General features: G+C 59.7%; 20 protein-coding genes and 1 riboswitch. Of the genes, 9 read left to right on the forward strand and 11 right to left on the reverse strand.

Features of this window, described 5'->3' with window-relative positions; translation table 11 throughout:
* Positions 1-13 precede the first annotated feature (13 nt).
* On the reverse strand, positions 14-922 hold the full coding sequence (gene yvcK, locus NB069_RS06390) for a uridine diphosphate-N-acetylglucosamine-binding protein YvcK (protein WP_250588588.1): 909 nt from the start codon (positions 920-922) through the stop codon (positions 14-16).
* A gap of 225 nt (positions 923-1,147) precedes the next feature.
* A riboswitch (molybdenum cofactor riboswitch) is annotated at positions 1,148-1,282 on the forward strand.
* Here yvcK and moaA point away from each other — a divergent pair.
* From moaA to NB069_RS06420, 6 genes are all read left to right on the forward strand, one after another.
* A complete protein-coding gene (gene moaA, locus NB069_RS06395) occupies positions 1,270-2,259 on the forward strand; it encodes a GTP 3',8-cyclase MoaA (RefSeq protein WP_250588589.1) in 990 nt (329 codons plus the stop codon). It overlaps the preceding riboswitch by 13 nt.
* 20 nt (positions 2,260-2,279) lie before the next feature.
* Positions 2,280-2,792: a molybdenum cofactor biosynthesis protein B gene (gene moaB, locus NB069_RS06400; RefSeq protein ID WP_250588590.1), complete on the forward strand. Its 513-nt coding sequence runs from the start codon at positions 2,280-2,282 to the stop codon at positions 2,790-2,792.
* 3 nt (positions 2,793-2,795) lie between these two features.
* Entirely contained in the window at positions 2,796-3,281 is a 486-nt protein-coding gene (gene moaC, locus NB069_RS06405; protein WP_250588591.1) for a cyclic pyranopterin monophosphate synthase MoaC, read from the forward strand.
* On the forward strand, positions 3,274-3,519 hold the full coding sequence (moaD, locus tag NB069_RS06410; protein ID WP_039029381.1) for a molybdopterin synthase sulfur carrier subunit: 246 nt from the start codon (positions 3,274-3,276) through the stop codon (positions 3,517-3,519). The genes moaC and moaD overlap by 8 nt, the downstream gene beginning before the upstream one ends.
* A 1-nt stretch (position 3,520) precedes the next feature.
* Positions 3,521-3,973 carry a molybdopterin synthase catalytic subunit MoaE gene (gene moaE / locus NB069_RS06415; RefSeq protein WP_250588592.1) on the forward strand — a complete coding sequence of 151 codons (453 nt, stop codon included), beginning with the start codon at positions 3,521-3,523 and terminating at the stop codon, positions 3,971-3,973.
* Positions 3,974-4,031: 58 nt separating this feature from the next.
* Positions 4,032-4,739, forward strand: coding sequence for a Bax inhibitor-1/YccA family protein (locus NB069_RS06420; RefSeq protein ID WP_250588593.1), 708 nt, complete (start codon positions 4,032-4,034; stop codon positions 4,737-4,739).
* Between the two features lie 84 nt (positions 4,740-4,823).
* On the opposite strand, the gene NB069_RS06425 is transcribed toward NB069_RS06420, so the two are convergent.
* From NB069_RS06425 to NB069_RS06435, 3 genes are read right to left on the reverse strand one after another with little or no spacing between them, the layout of a single operon-like run.
* A complete protein-coding gene (locus NB069_RS06425; protein ID WP_250588594.1) occupies positions 4,824-5,786 on the reverse strand; it encodes a lysylphosphatidylglycerol synthase domain-containing protein in 963 nt (320 codons plus the stop codon).
* Complete coding sequence (gene clsB / locus NB069_RS06430; protein ID WP_250588595.1) at positions 5,786-7,027, reverse strand: cardiolipin synthase ClsB; 1,242 nt, start codon at positions 7,025-7,027, stop codon at positions 5,786-5,788. The genes NB069_RS06425 and clsB overlap by 1 nt, the downstream gene beginning before the upstream one ends.
* Positions 7,024-7,785, reverse strand: a complete 762-nt coding sequence (locus NB069_RS06435) for an endonuclease/exonuclease/phosphatase family protein (RefSeq protein WP_250588596.1) — start codon at positions 7,783-7,785, stop codon at positions 7,024-7,026. The genes clsB and NB069_RS06435 overlap by 4 nt, the downstream gene beginning before the upstream one ends.
* Positions 7,786-7,917: 132 nt before the next feature.
* Here NB069_RS06435 and NB069_RS06440 point away from each other — a divergent pair, with 132 nt between their 5' ends.
* Positions 7,918-8,328, forward strand: coding sequence for a YbhQ family protein (locus NB069_RS06440; protein WP_250588597.1), 411 nt, complete (start codon positions 7,918-7,920; stop codon positions 8,326-8,328).
* On the opposite strand, the gene NB069_RS06445 is transcribed toward NB069_RS06440, so the two are convergent.
* The 5 genes from NB069_RS06445 to cecR form a co-directional block, all read right to left on the reverse strand.
* The gene (locus NB069_RS06445) at positions 8,290-9,396 is read right to left on the reverse strand and encodes an ABC transporter permease (protein ID WP_250588598.1); all 1,107 of its coding nucleotides are present in this window, start codon (positions 9,394-9,396) and stop codon (positions 8,290-8,292) included. The genes NB069_RS06440 and NB069_RS06445 overlap by 39 nt on opposite strands.
* A gap of 88 nt (positions 9,397-9,484) precedes the next feature.
* A complete protein-coding gene (locus NB069_RS06450) occupies positions 9,485-10,618 on the reverse strand; it encodes an ABC transporter permease (protein ID WP_250588599.1) in 1,134 nt (377 codons plus the stop codon).
* Positions 10,611-12,347, reverse strand: a complete 1,737-nt coding sequence (locus NB069_RS06455) for an ATP-binding cassette domain-containing protein (protein WP_250588600.1) — start codon at positions 12,345-12,347, stop codon at positions 10,611-10,613. The genes NB069_RS06450 and NB069_RS06455 overlap by 8 nt, the downstream gene beginning before the upstream one ends.
* Positions 12,340-13,335: a secretion protein HlyD gene (gene hlyD / locus NB069_RS06460; protein WP_250588601.1), complete on the reverse strand. Its 996-nt coding sequence runs from the start codon at positions 13,333-13,335 to the stop codon at positions 12,340-12,342. The genes NB069_RS06455 and hlyD overlap by 8 nt, the downstream gene beginning before the upstream one ends.
* Entirely contained in the window at positions 13,332-14,009 is a 678-nt protein-coding gene (cecR, locus tag NB069_RS06465; protein WP_250588602.1) for a transcriptional regulator CecR, read from the reverse strand. The genes hlyD and cecR overlap by 4 nt, the downstream gene beginning before the upstream one ends.
* Positions 14,010-14,235: 226 nt before the next feature.
* Between cecR and rhlE the strand changes: the two genes are divergently transcribed.
* Both rhlE and dinG read left to right on the forward strand, forming a co-directional pair.
* Positions 14,236-15,594 carry an ATP-dependent RNA helicase RhlE gene (rhlE, locus tag NB069_RS06470; RefSeq protein WP_250588603.1) on the forward strand — a complete coding sequence of 453 codons (1,359 nt, stop codon included), beginning with the start codon at positions 14,236-14,238 and terminating at the stop codon, positions 15,592-15,594.
* A gap of 95 nt (positions 15,595-15,689) precedes the next feature.
* A complete protein-coding gene (gene dinG, locus NB069_RS06475; RefSeq protein ID WP_250588604.1) occupies positions 15,690-17,867 on the forward strand; it encodes an ATP-dependent DNA helicase DinG in 2,178 nt (725 codons plus the stop codon).
* Here dinG and NB069_RS06480 read toward each other — a convergent pair.
* Together NB069_RS06480 and NB069_RS06485 are read right to left on the reverse strand one after the other, a co-directional pair.
* Positions 17,854-18,354 carry a fimbrial protein gene (locus NB069_RS06480; RefSeq protein WP_250588605.1) on the reverse strand — a complete coding sequence of 167 codons (501 nt, stop codon included), beginning with the start codon at positions 18,352-18,354 and terminating at the stop codon, positions 17,854-17,856. The two genes, dinG and NB069_RS06480, sit on opposite strands and share 14 nt — an antisense overlap.
* A gap of 11 nt (positions 18,355-18,365) precedes the next feature.
* Positions 18,366-19,352 (reverse strand): fimbrial protein, encoded by a 987-nt coding sequence (locus NB069_RS06485; RefSeq protein WP_250588606.1) that lies wholly within the window; start codon positions 19,350-19,352, stop codon positions 18,366-18,368.
* Between the last annotated feature and the right edge of the window lie 15 nt (positions 19,353-19,367).

A 19,367-nucleotide genomic window follows, 5' to 3' on the forward strand; every position in this document is an offset into this window, starting at 1 on the left:
TACAGACCGCACACTAACCCAACGCCTGCACCGCCTTCTCCAGCGCCGCGCGCAACAGATGCCTGTCATGCCGGTACTTAATGTCGCTTGCCTCAAGCGGCTCCTGCACCACCACCCGGCCTTCCATTCCTGAGACATCCTCTTTCGGCCCGACAACCACCGCATCGACGATCTTTTTCCCTACGTACTGCTCCATCAGCGCCAGCTTATCGGACAGCGAAAGTCCCGCGGCGGCCGGGCTGAGCTCGCGGCCCAGATTACCGATATAGACCACCGGGGCAGGCGTGCGCCGCATTGCCTGGGCCAGCTCCTTAATCAGCAGCAACGGCATCAGGCTGGTGTAAAAACTGCCGGGACCGATGAGGATCAGATCCGCTTCACCTATCGCCTCTACCGCTTCGCGGGTCGCCGGAACGGAGGGGTAGAGCATCAGCTCTTTTGGCGGGGTAGGAAGCTGATCGATATTCACTTCGCCATACACTTCATGGTCGTTACAGTCGATTGCCATCAAATCCACCGGAAGTTCGGACATTGGAATCAAAAAGGCGTCCACTTTAAGCAGATTGCGAATTAAATTGATCGCCTCCAGCGGCCGCACGCTGAGATGGTCCAGCGCCTTTAACATCAGATTTCCGAGGTTATGGCCAGAAAGTTCGCCGTTCCCGCCAAAACGATACTCAAACATCGCCGACGCCACGCTCGGTTCGGTGATAAGCTGATTTAAACAGTTGCGCATATCCCCCCAGGCGATACCCCCTTCGGAGCGGCGGATGCGTCCGGTTGACCCGCCGTTATCGGTGGTCGTGACGATCCCGGTAAGGCGTGAGCCGAGCGAAGACAACGAGGACATCACCCGGCCCAGTCCGTGGCCTCCGCCGAGAGCAACGACGCGGTCAAGATCCGCAAAAGTGCGATTGCGCATAAAAATTCCTTATTAAGACGAACGCGTTAACAGTAACTCAACTACCCCTAAATGACGATGCTGCGGCCCGCGCAAAATGACGTATATCAATGCAAAAGTATGATAATTGCGTATTCTGAATCGAAATTGCACGATTCGCTCGCTATATACAAGTTTATACAGCGAAAGCCGAAGATAGCGAAACTCTGTTTAACACGCTAATATCGGCATAACCACGTTTTCATTACTGAAAACATACACTCTAGCCCTGGCACCTGTGTCGACAGATATGGTGCCCTGGCCGTGGCGGTTTCGCCACCAGGGTTCAGGAAGAAATGACTGTGCCTCCCGTATCAGGAAAGGTGTACATGGCTTCACAACTTACCGATGCATTCGCGCGTAAGTTTTTTTACCTGCGTTTGTCGATTACCGATGTGTGCAACTTCCGTTGCACCTACTGCCTGCCGGATGGCTACAAACCCGGCGGCGTCACCAATAACGGCTTTCTCTCCGTGGATGAAGTGCGCCGCGTCACGCGCGCATTTGCCGCCATGGGAACCGAGAAGGTCCGGCTTACCGGCGGCGAACCCTCGCTGCGCCGGGACTTCACCGATATCGTCGCGGCGGTACGTGAAAACAACGCCATCCGCCAGATTGCCGTCACCACCAATGGTTATCGTCTGGCGCGCGATGTCGCGCAGTGGCGTGAGGCGGGCCTGACGGCCATTAACGTCAGCGTCGACAGCCTGGACGCCCGTCAGTTTTATGCCATCACCGGGCAGGATAAATTCCACCAGGTGATGGACGGCATCGATGCGGCCTTTGCGGCCGGCTTCGACAAGGTGAAGGTCAACACCGTGCTGATGCGCGATGTGAACCATCATCAGCTGGATACCTTCCTGGCGTGGATCAAACCCCGCCGCATTCAACTGCGCTTCATTGAGCTGATGGAGACGGGCGAGGGCAGCGATCTCTTCTCCCGCCATCACATCTCCGGCATGGTGCTGCGCGATGAACTGCTCCGGCGCGGCTGGATCCATCAGCTTCGCCAGCGCAGCGACGGCCCGGCGCAGGTCTTCTGTCACCCCGACTACGAAGGGGAGATCGGCCTTATCATGCCTTATGAAAAAGACTTCTGCGCCAGCTGTAACCGCCTTCGCGTCTCGTCGGTGGGCAAGCTGCATCTGTGCCTTTTTGGCGACGGCGGCGTCGATCTGCGTGACCTGCTGGCCGATGATGCGCAGCAGGCGGCGCTGGAAGAGCGCATTTCTGACGCGCTGATGCACAAAAAACAGACCCACTTCCTGCATCAGGGCAACACCGGGATCACCCAGAACCTGTCATACATTGGCGGGTAATCGCTACAAGGAACCAGAAGATGAGTCAGGTAAGCGCTGAATTTATCCCGACGCGTATTGCTGTTCTTACCGTTTCCGGGCGCCGCAGCGAAGAGGATGACACCTCCGGCCACTGGCTGCGCGATGCGGCCCACGAGGCAGGGCATCACGTTGTCGACAAGGCGATCGTGAAAGAGAACCGCTACGCCATTCGCGCGGAAGTATCGCGCTGGGTCGCCAGTGACGACGTCCAGGTGGTGCTGATCACCGGCGGCACCGGTTTTACCCCAGGCGATCAGGCGCCGGAAGCGCTGCTCCCGCTGTTCGATCGCGAGATCGAAGGTTTTGGGGAAGTGTTCCGCATGCTCTCGTTTGAAGAGATCGGCACCTCCACCCTTCAGTCGCGCGCCGTCGCGGGGATCGCCAACAACACGCTGATTTTTGCCATGCCGGGCTCCACCAAAGCGTGCCGCACCGCCTGGGACAATATTATTGCCCCGCAGCTGGATGCCCGCACGCGTCCGTGTAATTTCCATCCTCATCTGAAGAAGTAAGCTATGTCGCAACTGACCCACATTAACGCCGCTGGCGAAGCGCATATGGTGGATGTCTCCGCCAAGGCCGAGACCGTGCGTGAAGCCCGCGCGGAAGCCTTCGTCACCATGCTCCCGGAAACCCTGGCGATGATTATCGACGGGAGCCACCATAAAGGGGACGTCTTCGCCACCGCGCGGATCGCCGGGATCCAGGCGGCAAAACGCACCTGGGAACTGATCCCGCTGTGCCATCCGCTGATGCTGAGCAAAGTAGAGGTCAACCTGCGCGCCGAGCCGGAGCAAAACCGCGTGCGCATTGAGTCCTTGTGCCGCCTGACCGGGAAAACCGGGGTAGAGATGGAAGCCTTAACCGCTGCCTCCGTGGCGGCGCTGACCATCTACGACATGTGCAAAGCGGTGCAGAAGGATATGGTCATCGGCCCGGTTCGCCTGCTGGCGAAAAGCGGGGGTAAATCGGGCGATTTCAGGGCACAAGAGAATGATTAAAGTACTGTTTTTTGCGCAGGTGCGTGAGCTGGTGAATACCGACAGCCTGACGCTGGATATTCAGGTCGATACCGTGGAAGCGCTGCGGGCGCATCTGGCGGCGCAAAGCGATCGCTGGGCGCTGGCGCTGGACGCCGAAAAACTGCTGGCGGCGGTCAACCAGACGCTGGTGGAGTTCACGCATCCGGTGAAGCCTGGCGATGAGGTGGCTTTCTTTCCACCGGTTACCGGGGGCTGAGATGGCAGAGACCAAAATTGTTGTCGAGCCGGCGCGTTTTAACGTTGGCAGCGAGTACAGCTGGCTGGCGGAGCGTGACGAAGACGGCGCGGTGGTGACCTTCACCGGCAAAGTGCGTAACCACAATCTGGGCGACAGCGTGAAAGCGCTGACCCTCGAGCACTATCCCGGCATGACCGAAAAGGCGCTGACGGAGATCGTCGTCCAGGCGCGCGAGCGCTGGCCGCTCGGCCGCGTAACGGTGATCCACCGTATCGGTGAGATGTGGCCGGGAGAGGAGATTGTCTTTGTCGGCGTGACCAGCGCCCATCGCGGCAGCGCGTTCGCGGCGGGCGAGTTCATTATGGATTATCTGAAAACCCGCGCCCCGTTCTGGAAGCGCGAAGCCACCCCGGAAGGGGATCGCTGGGTCGAGTCCCGGGACAGCGACAAGGAAGCCGCCAGCCGCTGGTAGCCGGATTGCCGGGATGTGTTAGGCTTTAACTGTGTGTCCACTTAAAAAGGAGTGCGTTATGGACAGATTTCCCCGTTCCGATTCCATCGTTCAGCAGAGCCGTACCGGGCTGCAAACCTACATGGCCCAGGTCTACGGCTGGATGACCTGCGGCCTGCTGCTCACCGCGTTTGTCGCCTGGTTTTCCGCCAATACCCCGGCGGTGATGATGTTTGTCTTCTCCAGCAAAATCACCTTCTTTGGCCTGATTATCGCCCAGCTGGCGCTGGTGTTTGTCCTCTCCGGGCTGGTGCATAAGCTCAGCGCAGGGATGGCCACCACGCTGTTTATGCTCTATTCAGCGCTGACCGGCCTGACGCTCTCCAGTATCTTTATCGTCTATACCTACTCCTCCATCGCCAGCACCTTTGTGGTGGCGGGCGGGATGTTCGGCGCGATGAGTCTCTACGGCTACACCACCAAACGCGACCTGAGCGGGTTTGGCAATATGCTGTTTATGGCGCTGATTGGGATTGTGCTGGCGTCGCTGGTGAACTTCTGGCTGAAGAGTGAAGCGCTGATGTGGGCTGTGACCTATATCGGGGTGATTGTCTTCGTCGGCCTGACGGCGTACGACACCCAGAAGCTGAAAAACATCGGTGAGAATATCGACGTGCGTGACAGTTCAAACCTGCGCAAGTACTCCATTCTCGGGGCGCTGACGCTCTATCTGGACTTTATCAACCTGTTCCTGATGCTGCTGCGTATTTTCGGCAATCGCCGCTAGGTGAGATGCCCGGCGGCGCGATGCTTGCCGGGCCTACACAATCCCCAGGCCGGGTAAGCGCAGCGCCACCCGGCTTATTCCACCTTACTTCGCCATCTGCTGCTCGTTTTTGGCCCGCAGCTTCTTCGCCCGGCTCTCCAGCACCAGATAACAGACCGTTGCCAGCCCCAGCGGCAGGAAGTAATAGAGCATACGGTAGGCCAGCAGGGCGGCGATGATGGTGCCGTGGGACACATGCTCCCCCGCCAACAGGGCGATAAACACCGCTTCCAGCACGCCGATCCCGGCCGGGATATGAACAATTACCCCAGCGATACTGCTCACCAGCAGCACCCCCAGCACAAAGAAGTAGTTCACATCTTCGCCCATCAGCAGCCAGATAATAGCCCCCATCGCCATCCAGTTGGCGGCTGAAATCCCCATCTGCGCCAGCGCAAAACGCCAGGAGGGCAGCACCAGCTTCTGCCCTTTGATGGTCATATGGCGCCGCTTAGCAAAGGCGCAGGCCCAAAGGTAGAAAGCGATCATCAGCAGCAGGACGATGCCGATGATGCGCAGCGTCGACTGATCGATATACCACTGATCGGGCAGCTGTACCACGCCTGCGGTGAAGATCACCCCGCCCAGCAGGATATAGCCCAGCCAGTTGGTGGTGATACTCAGGGAGAAAATGCGGGTGATGGTGCCGCTCGGCAGCCCCAGCCGGGAATAGAGCCGGTAGCGCATGCCGATGCCGCCAACCCAGGTACTTAAGGTCAGGTTAAAGGCGTAGCAGATAAACGACACCAGCATGACCTGGCGTTTAGCCAGCTTATGCCCGCAGTAGACCCGCCCAAGCAGGTCGTAACAGCCATACAGCAGGAAGCTCAGCACCACCAGCGCCACCGCGCCCATCAGCGACATGCGGTCGTAGTCGCGGATAACCTTCCATACCTCGGCCCAGTCGACCTTTTTGGCGTATATGACCAGCAGCACCGCAACGGCAATAAAGAAGACCCAGGTGAGGATCTTCTTTGCCAGACGCCAGCGCGAATGTTTTTTGCTCATCAGGGTTTTACCCCCGTATTGCTTGCCTCGACGCGATCCTGCGTCTCCATCTCAGGCTGGACCGGCGGCGGCACCTGTGCCAGTTTGGGCGTATGGGCAGGCAACCAGCCGACCAGCGCCGGGAAGTGGCGCAGGAAGTGGAACACCACCACGCTCTTGCCCAGATTCCACCAGGTGCGTTTCGGCACCATCGACTCGTCCACCCGCACGCAATCTTCGGCGATGATGGTGGTGAGATTGTCGCGCAGGGTCTGGTTAAACTCGCGATCGTGGATGATCAGGTTGGCCTCCAGATTCAGCGACAGGCTGAGGGGATCCAGGTTGCTGGAGCCGACGGTCACCCAGTGATCGTCCATCAGCGCCACTTTGCCATGCAGGGGACGACGGCGATATTCGTAAATCTCGACCCCCCCTTTCACCAGATAGTTGTAGAGCAGACGCGCACCCACCGTGACAATGGGCATGTCCGGCTCGCCCTGCACAATCAGCCTGACCCGCACCCCGCGCCGTGCCGCGTTGCGCATGGCGTGCAGCAGGCGATAGCCCGGGAAGAAGTAGGCGTTGGCGATGATCACTTCGCGTCGGGCGTTAGCCAGCATCTTCAGATAATGGCGCTCAATATCATCCCGGTGCTCTTCGTTATCGCGCCAGATAAACAGGGCCTGGGCTTCACCCGGTTTGGTGTTCTCTTCGGCGCGATGACGCCGCTTCCACCAGCGACGCACAGCGGCTTTGCCGGGCAGGTTTTCCACCACAAACTGCAAAATATCCTGCACCACCGGCCCTTCGACCTGAACGGCATAGTCCTGCTTGGCCTCCGGGCCATAGTCCGACATATGTTCTGCGGAGTAGTTAATCCCGCCAACAAACGCCACCTGCTCATCCACCACCACGATTTTACGGTGCATGCGGCGGAAGACGTTGGTACGCATACCGAAAAGCGGCGGGCGCGGATCGTAGTAGCGGAAGACCACCCCTGCCGAGGTGAGCTCCCCGACGAACTCGTCGCTGAGGTCGGGGGAGCCGTAGCCGTCGAGCAGCACTTCGATATGCACCCCGCGCTGCGCCGCACGCAGCAGAACCGCATGCAGTTTTCGGCCTACGTTATCTTCAAACCAGATAAAGGTCTCAAGGAGCACCCGGCTCTGGGCTTTATCGATGGCGGCAAATACCGCCGGATAATATTGATCGCCATTCTCCAGCAGCTTTATTCGGTTGCCGCTTTGCCATGAACATTTCATAGATGAATCTCCGCACTTAACGGCGCATGGTCGGAAAGGTGACGCCAGTTGCTCAGGGCCAGCGCGGTGGGGCTGCTGGCATGCGCATTCTTGACATAAATCCTGTCCAGACGCAGCAGAGGGAATCTCACCGGGAAGGTGCGGGCTGGCCTGCCATGGGCGAGGGTAAAGATCTCCTCTAACCCGGCCTGGGCTTTCAGCGGATGGTTGGCGCGCTGACGCCAGTCATTAAAATCACCGGCAACGACCACAGGTTCGCCTTCGGGCAAACCGTTGACCCATTCACTCATCATCTGCAATTGCGCCTGGCGGTGCGCTTCGCGCAGCCCAAGGTGAACCGACGCCACGTGCAGCGGCCTGTTCAGTTCGGGTAGGCCAATCCGGCAGTAGAGCAGCCCGCGCTTTTCGCTCTCGCCCACCGACACATCATGATTTTCATAGTGTTCGATAGGGTAGCGGGAGAGAACGGCGTTACCGTGATGCCCCTCGGGATAGACGGCGTTGCGCCCGTAGGCGTAGTCGCTCCACATTGTGTCAGCGAGAAATTCATAGTGGCTGGTATCGGGCCAGTTTTCCACATGCAGCGGATGCACTTCGTGGGCGCCCATCACCTCCTGCAGGCAGACAATATCTGCACTGACGGTGCGTACGGCGTCGCGCAGTTCGGGCAGAATGAAACGGCGGTTAAAAGCCGCAAATCCTTTATGAATGTTGATCGTTAACACTTTAAGCGAAAAATGCCGGGTTTGTTGGGCCATACACTCCTTCCCGCGTCACTATCCTGATGAAAATAAAGTGTAGTCGTCGTCACAAAAAGGTGCTGTGTTACGGAATTTTCCGTAAAGTGCGATAGTCTGAACAGGCAGAGTAAAATCCTTCAGGAGAGTGCCATGAAGTGGCAACAACGCATACGCGTCGCAACCGGCCTGAGTTGCTGGCAGATTATGTTGCATTTATTGGTCGTTGCCGTGCTGGTAATGGCCTGGATGAGCGGGAACCTGGTGCGGGTCGGCTTAGGATTATGCGTGGTGTATGGCGTGACCGTCCTGCTGATGCTCTTTTTGCAGCGTCACCATGAGGAGCGCTGGCGCGAAGTGGCGGATGTGCTCGAAGAGCTCACCACCACCTGGTATTTTGGTGCGGCACTGATTGTGCTGTGGCTGCTGTCCCGCGTGCTGCAAAACAACCTGCTGCTGGCCCTGGCAGGACTGGCTATTCTTGCAGGACCGGCAGTCGTGTCGCTGTTAACGAAAGACAAAAAGCTACGCGATATTGCGTCTAAACATCGCGTACGCCACTGAGCCCGTCACGGCCGCTATCACCAGTAGCGGCCACAAACTCCCCCACACGATATCCAGACTCGCATCCTTCAGATAGATCTGCTTGGTAATATCGGTAAAGTGCCGGATCGGGTTTACCCAGGTTAAATTTTGCAGCCACACCGGCATGTTCTCCACCGGCGAGACATAGCCCGAGAGCAAAATAGCGGGCATCATAAAGACAAACACCCCGATAAAGGCCTGCTGCTGGGTCGAGCAGAGCGCCGAGATCAGCAGCCCAAACCCCACCAGCGACAGTCCGTATATCACCATCGTGAAGTAGAACAGCAGCAGCGATCCGGCAAAGGGTATGTGATACGCCCAGATGCCAATGGCCAGTACAATGCTGGCCTGGAAGGTGGCGACAATCAGCGCCGGCACCGCCTTGCCGACAAAGATTTGCCAGGTGGAAAGTGGGGAGACCAGCAGCTGATCGAAAGTGCCCTGTTCGCGCTCGCGGGCCACCGACAGCGAGGTGACGATCATCACCCCGATGGTGGTGATCATGGCGATCAGCGACGGCACCACAAACCATTTGTAGTCGAGGTTCGGGTTATACCAGTTGCGCACCACCAGCTCGCTGTTGTTCGGTTTCGGTTTGCCCTCCATCAATTCCTGCTGATAATCCTTCACCACCTGTTGCAGGTAGTTGGCGGCAATCTGCGCGCTGTTGGAGTTACGCCCGTCGAGGATCAGCTGCATTGGGGCGGTTTGCAGGCTGTCGAGATTGCGCGAAAAATCGGCCGGGAAGCGCACCAGCAGCAGCGCCTTTTGCGTGTCGATGGTGGGCTGGATCTCCTGCGGACTCCTGAGGATCAGCACGTGGGTAAAGGCTTTGGCACGGGCAAAGCGCTGGGTCAGCTCCACCGAATGTTTGCCATTATCTTCGTTATAGATGGCGATGGTGGCGTTAGTCACCTCCAGCGTGGCCGCCCAGGGGAACAGCAGCACCTGGATCAGCACTGGCAGAATCAAAATCGCCCGGGTCTGCGGCTCACGCAGCAGCGACTGCAGCTCTTTGCGGATCAATGTCCATAAACGGTGAAACATAGTTGCTCCTCAAAACGCCGGGCGGCACTGCGTTTGCCCGGCCTACAAAACCCCCAGGCCCGGTAAGCGCAGCGCCACCGGGCGAAACCTAATCTAATCGCCGTTTGGTTTTCATCCACGTCAGCCCAATAAACATCACCGCTGACGCAATCAAAAACAGCAGGTTCACAATCAGCACCACCGGGATATTGCCCGCCAGGAAGAGGCTTTGCAGGGTGCTGACGAAATAGCGCGCCGGGATGATGTAGGTCACCGCGCGGATCACCGCAGGCATACTGTCGATCTGGAAAATAAAACCGGACAGCATAATCGACGGCAGAAACGCGGCGTTCAGCGCCACCTGGGCGGCATTGAACTGGTTGCGGGTGATGGTGGAGATAAGCAGCCCCATCCCCAGGGTGCTGAGTAGAAACAGGCTGGTGATCACGAACAGCACCAGCAGCGAGCCACGATAGGGCACGCCGAGAATAAAAACTGAAACCAGCATGCAGAGCAGCATTGCCAGCATCCCGAGGAAGTAGTAGGGGATCAGCTTGCACAGCAGCAGCTCCGTGCGCGTGACTTCGGTAGAGAGCAGCGCCTCCATGGTGCCGCGCTCCCACTCGCGGGCGATCACCAGCGACGTCAGAATGGCGCCGATCACCGTCATGATAATGGTCACCGCACCGGGAATGATAAAGTGCTGGCTGATGGCCGCCGGGTTAAACCAGTACCGGGTCTGGACGTCGATAAGCGGCTCAAATTTCTCACCGCGATCCTCCGCCCGCTGCATCTGCCACAGCTGCCAGATCCCCTCCGTATAGCCCTGCACAAAGTTGGCGGTGTTGGGCTCGCTACCGTCGGTGATCACCTGGATGGGGGCGGTATCGCCGGGAAGCGCCATGCGGGCCGCGAAATCCACCGGGATGACAATCAGGCCGCGAATGCGACCGGCCTGCATCATCTGGGTCAGCTGCTGGCGGTTGTCGCTGATGGTGGCGTCGATATAGGGCGAGCCGGTCAGGGTATGGGTAAAGTCGAGCGCCTCTTCGCTGTGCTGCTCCAGCAGAATGCCCACCCGCAGCTTGCTGGAGTCGAGGTTAATTCCGTAGCCAAAAATAAACAGCAGCAGCAGGGGGATCACCACCGCTATCAGCCAGCTGCTCGGATCGCGCACAATCTGCCGCGTCTCTTTGATGCACAGGGCGCGAACCCGACGCCAGGAGAGGGCATTCTCAGACATGGCCGTGCTCCTTATCCCAGTCGTTGATGAGGGTGATAAACGCCTGTTCCATGGTGGGATCCGGCTGCTGCTCGTCCGCCACCTGGGCCTTAAGATCGTCCGGCGTGCCGTGGGCAATCAGCTTGCCGCGGTAGACCAGCCCAATCCGGTCGCAATACTCCGCCTCATCCATAAAGTGGGTGGTGACCATCACCGTCACCCCTTTTTCCACCATGCTGTTGATATGCAGCCAGAACTCCCGGCGGGTGAGGGGGTCGACGCCGGAGGTGGGTTCGTCGAGAAACAGAATGTCCGGCTCATGCATCAGGGAGCAGGCCAGCGCCAGCCGCTGCTTAAACCCGAGGGGCAGCGCGTCGGTGGCCTGGCTGGCCACCTGGCGCAGGCCAAACGCCTCGCTCATGCGGGCGATTTTTTCACTCTGCGCCCGCCCGCGTAGACCGTAAACGCCGGAGAAAAAGCGCAGGTTCTGTTCTACCGTGAGGTTGCCGTACAGGGAGAATTTTTGCGCCATATAGCCCAGGTGCTGGCGCGCCTTGCCGGAGCTGACTTTCAGGTCCATATCCAGCACCAGCGCTTTTCCGGCGGTGGGAACCAGCAGGCCGCACATCATTTTAAAGGTGGTGGATTTCCCCGCGCCGTTGGGCCCCAGCAGGCCGAAGATTTCGCCGCGTTTCACCGCAAAGTTCACGTCATCGGTGGCGGCAAAATCACCGAACTTTTTGGTCAGGGATTTCGCCTCAATCACCGTCTCGCCGGGGGTGCCTTCCACGGTATGCAGGATCGCCCCCAGCGGAGATTCGGCGGTGCCTGCGCCGCCAAGCAGATCGATAAAGGCATCTTCGAAGCGCGGAGCAGTCTCCTCAATGGCCAGATCCGGCAGATCCGCGTGATGGCGCAGGTCGTCCGTGCTGGCCTCTTTTTTCAGGATCACCCGCACCGATTTTCCCTGGATCATGCCGTCGCTCACCTGGGGCAGCTTCAGAACCCGCTGCAGCAGGCGGCGGTTGTTCTCGTGAGGGGAGTGCAGAAGCACGCTGCGCCCGGTCATTCTCCGCGTGAGTTCGGTCGGGTCGCCCTGGTAGAGCAGCTCCCCTTCGTTCATCAGCAGCACATCCCGGCACTGCTCCGCTTCGTCGAGATAGGAGGTGCTCCAGAGGATTAACATCCCGTCGCCCGCCAGCTCGTGCACCATCTGCCACAGCTCGCGGCGGGAGATAGGATCGACGCCGACGCCGGGTTCATCCAGCAGCAACACCTTTGGCTCTCCGACCAGAGTACAGGCCAGCCCCAGCTTCTGCTTCATGCCGCCGGAGAGCTTGCCCGCCAGCCGCCCGGTGAACGGGCCCAGCGACGTAAATTCGAGCAGGCGCTGAAAGGTTTTTTCCCGCGTTTCACCGGTGACGCTGCGCAGATCGGCGTAGAGGGTCAGGTTCTCCATTACCGTCAGATCTTCATACAGGCCAAACTTCTGCGGCATATAGCCCAGCATGGCGTGCAGGGCGCGATCGTCCTGGACCGGATCCAGCCCCAGCACGCTGGCGCTGCCTTCGTCGGGTTTCAGCAGCCCGGCCAGCATCCGCATCAGGGTGGTTTTTCCCGCGCCGTCCGGGCCGACCAGCCCGGTGACGTAGCCTTTATGCAGCGTACAGTCGAGGGGCGCGACGGCGGGTTTGTCCATTCCGGCAAAGCGTTTGACCAGGCCGGCAAGCTGGATCACCGCATCACTCATGGGCTTGCCCATTGTCAAAGCTGACGGTCACCGGCATCCCCTGACGCAGCGCGTCGTCGGCATCGGTGACGATAATGCGCAGGCGATAGACCAGATCGGTGCGCAGGTCCGGGGTTTCTACGGTTTTGGGCGTAAATTCGGCGGTAGGGGAGACGAAGCCGATTTTTCCATGGTACGGCTTGTCCGGACGGCCATCGGTGTACAGCAGCACCTCGCGTCCCGGTTTAGCCTCCCCGAGGCTGGCTTCGTTGACGTAGGCCCGCACCCACACCGGGCGGGTGAGCGACAGGGTCAGCACCGTGCTGCCGGCGTTCAGCATGCTGCCGGGCTCCACGGCGCGGGTCATCAGCGTGCCGTCAGCCGGGGCGACCAGCGTGGTGTCGTGCAGATCCAGCTCTGCCTGGGCCAGCTGGGCCTGAGCCTGTTCGAGGCTGGCTTTGGCCTGGGCGATATCCTGCTCGCGATTACCGGAGCGGTACTGACGCAGCTTGTCCTGGGACGATTTCAGGGTCGCCAGAGCCTGATCCCGCGAGGAGCGGGCGTTCTCCAGATCGTTGGCCGACACGGTGCGGCTTTTCCACAGCCCCTGCTGGCGATTGAAGAAGTTCTGCGCGTAGTTATAGGCGGCCTGCGCCTGTTTAACCGCGGCGGCGGCCTGGGCCACCTCTTCGTCACGGTAGCCCGCCTGCATCAAGTCGTATTGCGCCTGAGCCACGGCAACGCCTGCCCGGGCCTGCAACAGGGCGTTCTGGTAGGGGGCTTTATCCAGCTCGCCGAGCGTCTGCCCGGCGGTGATAGCATCGCCTTCATCCACATTCAGACCCGCCAGCCGTCCGCCAACGCGAAAGCTCATGTTGACGGTGCGGATATCGACGTTCCCGTACAGGGTCAGGGTGTTATCCTGCTTGCTCTGATACCACAGCCAGCCGCCGATACCGGCTGCCAGCACAACCACCACGGCCACAATAATGGCGACAGGTTTCTTCATGACTCCAGGCTCCTTTGCGTTAAGCCCTGCAGGATCAAATCGACGTGACAGGTGATGACCTGGCTAATCTGCAGCGCTTTATCCTCATCAAATTCGGTCCAGCCGGTGCGTAACAGAATGGTTTCCCGCCCCAGGCGAAAGGCGAGCACTTCGCCCAGCAGGGCATGGGTATGCAAAATGGTCTGCGTATCGAGAGCGTCACGGCCGGTATAGGCTGCCACCAGCCGGGTCAGGTGGGAGTGCATCGGGGCGATCACCTGATCGTGCACCAGCTGATAGGCGGCGGAAGGCGAGAGCTGCTCCCGTGAGATAAACTTACTCAGGTTCAGCGTATCGTCATGGGTCAGCAGCTGAATCATATTGTTGCAGGCGTTGAGGATCAGCCCCCGGATGGCGGCGCGATCCGGTGCAGGCTCCGCCAGCAACGCGGTGGCCTCCTCCACGTGCGGGCGAAAGTGGCTGCCAATGAAGTCGGCGATCCACTGGGCGCAGGCGAGGTAGAGATCCTCTTTCGAGCCAAAGTAGTAGGTGATGGCAGCGATATTCTGCCCCGCCTGGGCGGCGATATCGCGGGTAGTAGCATGCAGCCCATATTCGCCAAACTGCGCCAGCGCAGCGGCGATTAACTGGCTTTTGGCCTGCTCGCCTTTAGTGGTGGTCGGGATCGGATTCATAGTGGCTTTGAAAATTAATCAATCGATTGATTAAGATTATGACTGTTTTTTGAGCTTGTCCAGTTATGTTGTCTGGTGAAATCGCCTCCGGCGGGATAATTTATGCGCCATGTCACAAAAGCTGCTACACTCCGCTGCTTCGCGACACCGTGGTTTTTGTCCTTCTTTTTGTCACTATCTCCCTGAAAACTACACCTGAAAATGGTCGGGGCGGTTCGGAGTTGTTATGTCTTTTGATACCCTTGGCCTGAACCCGGAAATTCTGCGCGCTGTCGCTGAACAGGGTTACCGCGAACCTACCCCTATTCAACAGCAGGCCATTCCCGCCGTGCTGGCAGGCCGCGACCTGATGGCCAGCGCCCAGACCGGGACTGGTAAAACCGCTGGCTTTACCCTGCCGCTGCTGCAACGTCTGATCTCCAGCGAACCGCACGCGAAAGGCCGTCGCCCGGTGCGCGCCCTGATCCTGACCCCAACCCGTGAACTGGCCGCCCAGGTGGGTGAGAACGTGCGTGAGTACAGCCGCTATCTCAACATCCGCTCGCTGGTGGTGTTTGGCGGGGTGAGCATCAACCCGCAGATGATGAAACTGCGCGGTGGCGTGGACGTGCTGATCGCCACCCCGGGCCGTCTGCTGGATCTGGAACACCAGAACGCGGTTAAGCTCGATGGCGTGGAGATCCTGGTGCTCGATGAAGCCGACCGCATGCTCGACATGGGCTTTATCCACGATATTCGCCGCGTGCTGGCAAAACTGCCGGCCCGCCGCCAGAACCTGCTCTTCTCCGCCACCTTCTCCGACGAGATCAAAGGCCTGGCGGAAAAACTGCTGCACAACCCGCTGGAAGTCGAGGTGGCGCGCCGCAACACCGCCTCCGAGCAGGTGACCCAGCATGTCCATATGGTGGACAAAAAGCGCAAGCGCGAACTGCTCTCCCAGATGATTGGCGAAGGTAACTGGCAGCAGGTGCTGGTCTTTACCCGCACCAAACACGGTGCGAACCACCTCGCAGAACAGCTGAATAAAGACGGGATCCGCAGCGCGGCCATCCACGGCAACAAGAGCCAGGGGGCCCGTACCCGCGCGCTGGCCGACTTTAAATCCGGCGATATCCGCGTGCTGGTGGCAACCGACATCGCCGCCCGCGGCCTGGATATTGAAGAGCTGCCGCACGTGGTGAACTACGAGCTGCCAAACGTTCCGGAAGATTACGTTCACCGTATCGGCCGTACCGGTCGCGCGGCGGCCACGGGCGAAGCGCTGTCCCTGGTCTGCGTCGATGAACTCAAACTGCTGCGCGACATCGAACGTCTGCTGAAAAAAGAGATCCCGCGTATTGCCCTCGACGGCTATGACGTAGATCCGTCCATCAAAGCCGAGCCGATCCAGAACGGTCGTCAGGGCGGTCGTGGCCAGGGCGGTGGACGCGGGCAGGGCGGCGGCGGTCGCGGTCAGCAGCAGCCACGCCGTAGCGAAGGCGGCGCGCCGAAGGCCAGCAAGCCACCGCGTCGCGATGGTGACGCGAAACCGGCAGGTGAAGGCCAGCGCCGACGCCGTCCGCGCAAACCTGCCAGCGCGCAGTAATCTGGAAGCCCGGTCGTAAAGCCGGGCTTTTCTTTTGCGGCTCGCTGAAGAAAGTGCCACAATAGTGGCTGTTTATACAGTATTTCAGGTTCATCATGGCTTTAACCGCCGCGCTGAAAGCGCAAATTGCCGCCTGGTATAAGGCGCTGCAACAGCAGATCCCCGACTTCATTCCCCGCGCACCGCAACGGCAGATGATTGCCGATGTGGCAAAAACGCTGGCCGGTGACGAGGGTCGACATCTGGCAATTGAAGCCCCGACCGGGGTGGGTAAAACCCTCTCCTACCTGATCCCCGGCATCGCCATCGCCCGGGAGGAACAAAAGACGCTGGTGGTGAGCACCGCTAACGTCGCCCTGCAGGACCAGATCTACAGCAAAGACCTGCCCCTGCTGCGCAAGATTATCCCCGAGCTGCGCTTTACCGCTGCCTTCGGGCGCGGGCGCTACGTCTGCCCGCGCAACCTCGCCGCCCTCGCCAGCACCGAACCCACCCAGCAGGATCTGCTGGCATTTCTTGATGACGAACTGACCCCGAACAACAAGGCCGAGCAGGAGCAGTGCGCCCGGCTGAAGGCCGATCTCGACGGCTATAAATGGGATGGCCTTCGCGATCATACCGATCAGGCTATCAGCGACGATCTGTGGCGCCGGCTCAGCACCGACAAGGCCAGCTGTCTGAACCGCAACTGCCACTACTATCGTGAATGCCCGTTCTTTGTTGCCCGCCGCGAGATCCAGGAAGCGGAAGTGGTGGTCGCCAACCACGCCTTGGTGATGGCGGCGATGGAGAGTGAAGCCGTACTCCCGGACCCGAAAAACCTGCTGCTGGTGCTGGATGAAGGCCATCACCTGCCGGACGTCGCCCGCGATGCGCTGGAGATGAGCGCCGAAATCACCGCGCCCTGGTTCCGCCTGCAGCTGGATCTGTTCTGCAAGCTGGTGGCCACCTGCATGGATCAGTTCCGCCCGAAGACCATTCCGCCGCTGGCGATCCCGGAGCGGCTGAGCGAGCACTGCGAAACCATTTACACCCACATCGCCTCGCTGAATAACATTCTTAATCTCTATCTTCCTTCCGGTCAGGAGGCGGAGCACCGCTTTGAGATGGGCGAGCTGCCGGATGAGATCATGTCGCTCTGCCGCGAGCTGGCGCAGCTTATCGAAAAACTGCGTGGGCTGGCGGAGCTGTTTTTGAACGATCTCAGCGAGAAAACCGGCACGCATGACGTGGTGCGGGTCCACCGGGTGCTGCTGCAGATGAACCGCGCCCTGGGCATGTTTGAAGGGCAGAGTAAGCTGTGGCGGCTGGCGTCCATGGCCCAGGCGTCCGGCGCGCCGGTCACCAAGTGGGTAACGCGGGAAGTGAGGGAGGGGCAGGTGCACCTCTTCTTCCACTGCGCCGGGATCCGCGTCAGCGATCAGCTGGAGAAGCTGCTCTGGCGCAGCGTCCCGCATGTGGTGGTCACCTCCGCCACGCTGCGTTCGCTGAACAGCTTCTCGCGACTGCAGGAGATGAGCGGCCTGAAAGAGAAAGCGGGCGATCGCTTTGTGGCGCTTGATTCCCCGTTCAACCACTGCGAGCAGGGCAAGCTGGTGATCCCCCGGATGCAGTATGAGCCGCTGATCGACAACGAGGAGCAGCACCTGGCCGAAATGGCCGCCTACTTTCGCGAACAGCTCGAGAGCAAAAAATATCCCGGCATGCTGGTGCTGTTCGCCAGCGCCCGGGCGATGAATCTGTTTTTAACCTTCGTCACCGACCTGCGCCTGCTCCTGCTGGTGCAGGGGGATCAGCCCCGCTACCGGCTGGTGGAGCTACACCGTAAACGCATTGAGGCCGGGGAGCGCAGCGTGCTGGTGGGGCTCCAGTCCTTTGCCGAAGGGCTGGATCTGAAGGGGGATTTCCTGACTCAGGTGCATATCCACAAGATCGCTTTTCCGCCAATCGACAGCCCGGTGGTGCTCACCGAGGGCGAGTGGCTGAAAAGCCTCAACCGCTTCCCGTTTGAAGTGCAGAGCCTGCCCGCGGCATCATTCAACCTGATCCAGCAGGTCGGGCGCCTTATCCGCAGCCACAGCTGCTGGGGCGAAGTGGTGATCTACGACAAACGTCTGCTGACCAAAAATTACGGTAAACGGCTGTTGAACGCGCTGCCGGTTTTCCCCATCGAACAGCCGGAGGTTCCCGAAGTGAAAAAAAGCCCGGCTAAACTGGCCGCCGGGCGCAAGAAAAGCATCCATGCTAAGAGGCGCGGTCCTAATGGTAAGTGAAGGTAATCTGCACCACGCTGGTAAACTGCCCCGCGCTGACGGGGGTTTGCGACACGTAGTAGCGCGCCGCCATCGGGAAATCTGCGGTATGGGTTACGGGGTCGATCACCGCATTAAAGCGCGCTTCCGGGGCCAGGATGATGGAGTCGGTGCGATCCGCCAGCTCCAGGGCCAGTCCTTTTGCCGTACCGGTATTGGCAAATTTGAACGGGTGAATTTTGTCGCGCTGGCCTTCCACCTGGATGGTCGCCATGGCCAGGCTTGTCGGGCAATTCGACAGGGTGATATCAAATTTTTTCCACACCCCGACGTCGCCCACGCTCTTAAAATCGCTGCTGACGGCCTGACCCAGATCGATCATTTTGTTCTGGCTGGCGCTGTCCAGCTGGCAGGCAGTGTCGTAAATATTACCCTCAATACTGAGCGACACATCGGTGGCGAGGGCAGGGACGCTGGCGAGCAGCATTAACAGGGCGACGTATTTCATCGGAGTCCTCTTCAACGGTATTCGATGTCGATGGTGGCGACGACGTTGGCTTTGCCGGCTGTGACTTGATCGCTGAACTGGTAATACTGCACCAGGAAAGGCAGGCTGAATGGCTGATTGGGCGTGGTCTGATCCCCGAACGGGATCGGATAGTTGTAGCGCAATGCCACGCCGCCCACCTCCATTCTAACACCCACCCCGGTGGCGCTGTCGCTGCCGGGAACCAGGTTCAGCGCATCGTCACCCATGCCAATGTTCGTTGCCCCATTGGGGCTGGTGATTTGGGCGGTCATCGTTACCGTGTCGTTACAGGTGGCGTTCAGACTGAAGGTTTTCCAGCCGGTGGAACTCCCCACATGGGTGAACTGACTCACCGGGAAGTCGCCCAGGGTAACGAGCAGGCTGGATTGATCCACCGAGCAGGTTGTCGCCTTAAGCGCCAGATTGCCGCCATAGCGCACGGCATTCAGATGGCCCAGCTGTTCATCGGGATAGATCCCCAGAGACCAGATACCGTTGCGTATTGTCATCGTCTGCTGGCTGGCGGTGTTCGCCGTTTTGACCAGTTGCAGGATCAGGGGCACATCAAAGCTGCCGGAGCCGTCATTGCTGACGTAGCCCAGGGGCGTACTTCTGCTGTCGCAGTGGGCGGCGCGGCCGCGCACCGGCTGCCCGGCGCTATTCAGCAGTTCGATGCCAATCCCCTCCACGCCGGTACGGTACACCCCCGGCATGCCCGGCACCTCTTCCCCTTCACCCAGATGGCAGGCGGTGATAGGTTTCCCGCTGTCGGCAGCGTCGCAGGTGCCTTTCACCCTGTGCGAGCGGGCAGAGCCGGGGATCGCATTGCCGACGGCCAGGGTGTCAGGCACCGTCAGCGTGCCCGGCGTAGCGTTCCAGGGCAGATCTGCTGTGGTACAGGCCGCTTTCGCCTGTGGCATAAACAGCCACAGCGCGATGAACAGGGCCAGCACACCGCTATAACGCAGTGGTTTCATCTTCTCTCCTCGCCG

Source organism: Leclercia adecarboxylata (genome assembly GCF_023639785.1).
GTDB classification, from domain to species: Bacteria; Pseudomonadota; Gammaproteobacteria; order Enterobacterales; family Enterobacteriaceae; genus Enterobacter; species Enterobacter adecarboxylatus_D.

Excerpts from the sequence above, each read along its gene's own strand:
- yvcK (WP_250588588.1), bottom strand. The coding sequence starts at position 922 with ATGCGCAATCGCACTTTTGCGGATCTTGACCGCGTCGTTGCTCTCGGC.
- moaA (WP_250588589.1), top strand. The coding sequence starts at position 1,270 with ATGGCTTCACAACTTACCGATGCATTCGCGCGTAAGTTTTTTTACCTG.
- moaB (WP_250588590.1), top strand. The coding sequence starts at position 2,280 with ATGAGTCAGGTAAGCGCTGAATTTATCCCGACGCGTATTGCTGTTCTT.
- moaC (WP_250588591.1), top strand. The coding sequence starts at position 2,796 with ATGTCGCAACTGACCCACATTAACGCCGCTGGCGAAGCGCATATGGTG.
- moaD (WP_039029381.1), top strand. The coding sequence starts at position 3,274 with ATGATTAAAGTACTGTTTTTTGCGCAGGTGCGTGAGCTGGTGAATACC.
- moaE (WP_250588592.1), top strand. The coding sequence starts at position 3,521 with ATGGCAGAGACCAAAATTGTTGTCGAGCCGGCGCGTTTTAACGTTGGC.
- NB069_RS06420 (WP_250588593.1), top strand. The coding sequence starts at position 4,032 with ATGGACAGATTTCCCCGTTCCGATTCCATCGTTCAGCAGAGCCGTACC.
- NB069_RS06425 (WP_250588594.1), bottom strand. The coding sequence starts at position 5,786 with ATGAGCAAAAAACATTCGCGCTGGCGTCTGGCAAAGAAGATCCTCACC.
- clsB (WP_250588595.1), bottom strand. The coding sequence starts at position 7,027 with ATGAAATGTTCATGGCAAAGCGGCAACCGAATAAAGCTGCTGGAGAAT.
- NB069_RS06435 (WP_250588596.1), bottom strand. The coding sequence starts at position 7,785 with ATGGCCCAACAAACCCGGCATTTTTCGCTTAAAGTGTTAACGATCAAC.
- NB069_RS06440 (WP_250588597.1), top strand. The coding sequence starts at position 7,918 with ATGAAGTGGCAACAACGCATACGCGTCGCAACCGGCCTGAGTTGCTGG.
- NB069_RS06445 (WP_250588598.1), bottom strand. The coding sequence starts at position 9,396 with ATGTTTCACCGTTTATGGACATTGATCCGCAAAGAGCTGCAGTCGCTG.
- NB069_RS06450 (WP_250588599.1), bottom strand. The coding sequence starts at position 10,618 with ATGTCTGAGAATGCCCTCTCCTGGCGTCGGGTTCGCGCCCTGTGCATC.
- NB069_RS06455 (WP_250588600.1), bottom strand. The coding sequence starts at position 12,347 with ATGAGTGATGCGGTGATCCAGCTTGCCGGCCTGGTCAAACGCTTTGCC.
- hlyD (WP_250588601.1), bottom strand. The coding sequence starts at position 13,335 with ATGAAGAAACCTGTCGCCATTATTGTGGCCGTGGTGGTTGTGCTGGCA.
- cecR (WP_250588602.1), bottom strand. The coding sequence starts at position 14,009 with ATGAATCCGATCCCGACCACCACTAAAGGCGAGCAGGCCAAAAGCCAG.
- rhlE (WP_250588603.1), top strand. The coding sequence starts at position 14,236 with ATGTCTTTTGATACCCTTGGCCTGAACCCGGAAATTCTGCGCGCTGTC.
- dinG (WP_250588604.1), top strand. The coding sequence starts at position 15,690 with ATGGCTTTAACCGCCGCGCTGAAAGCGCAAATTGCCGCCTGGTATAAG.
- NB069_RS06480 (WP_250588605.1), bottom strand. The coding sequence starts at position 18,354 with ATGAAATACGTCGCCCTGTTAATGCTGCTCGCCAGCGTCCCTGCCCTC.
- NB069_RS06485 (WP_250588606.1), bottom strand. The coding sequence starts at position 19,352 with ATGAAACCACTGCGTTATAGCGGTGTGCTGGCCCTGTTCATCGCGCTG.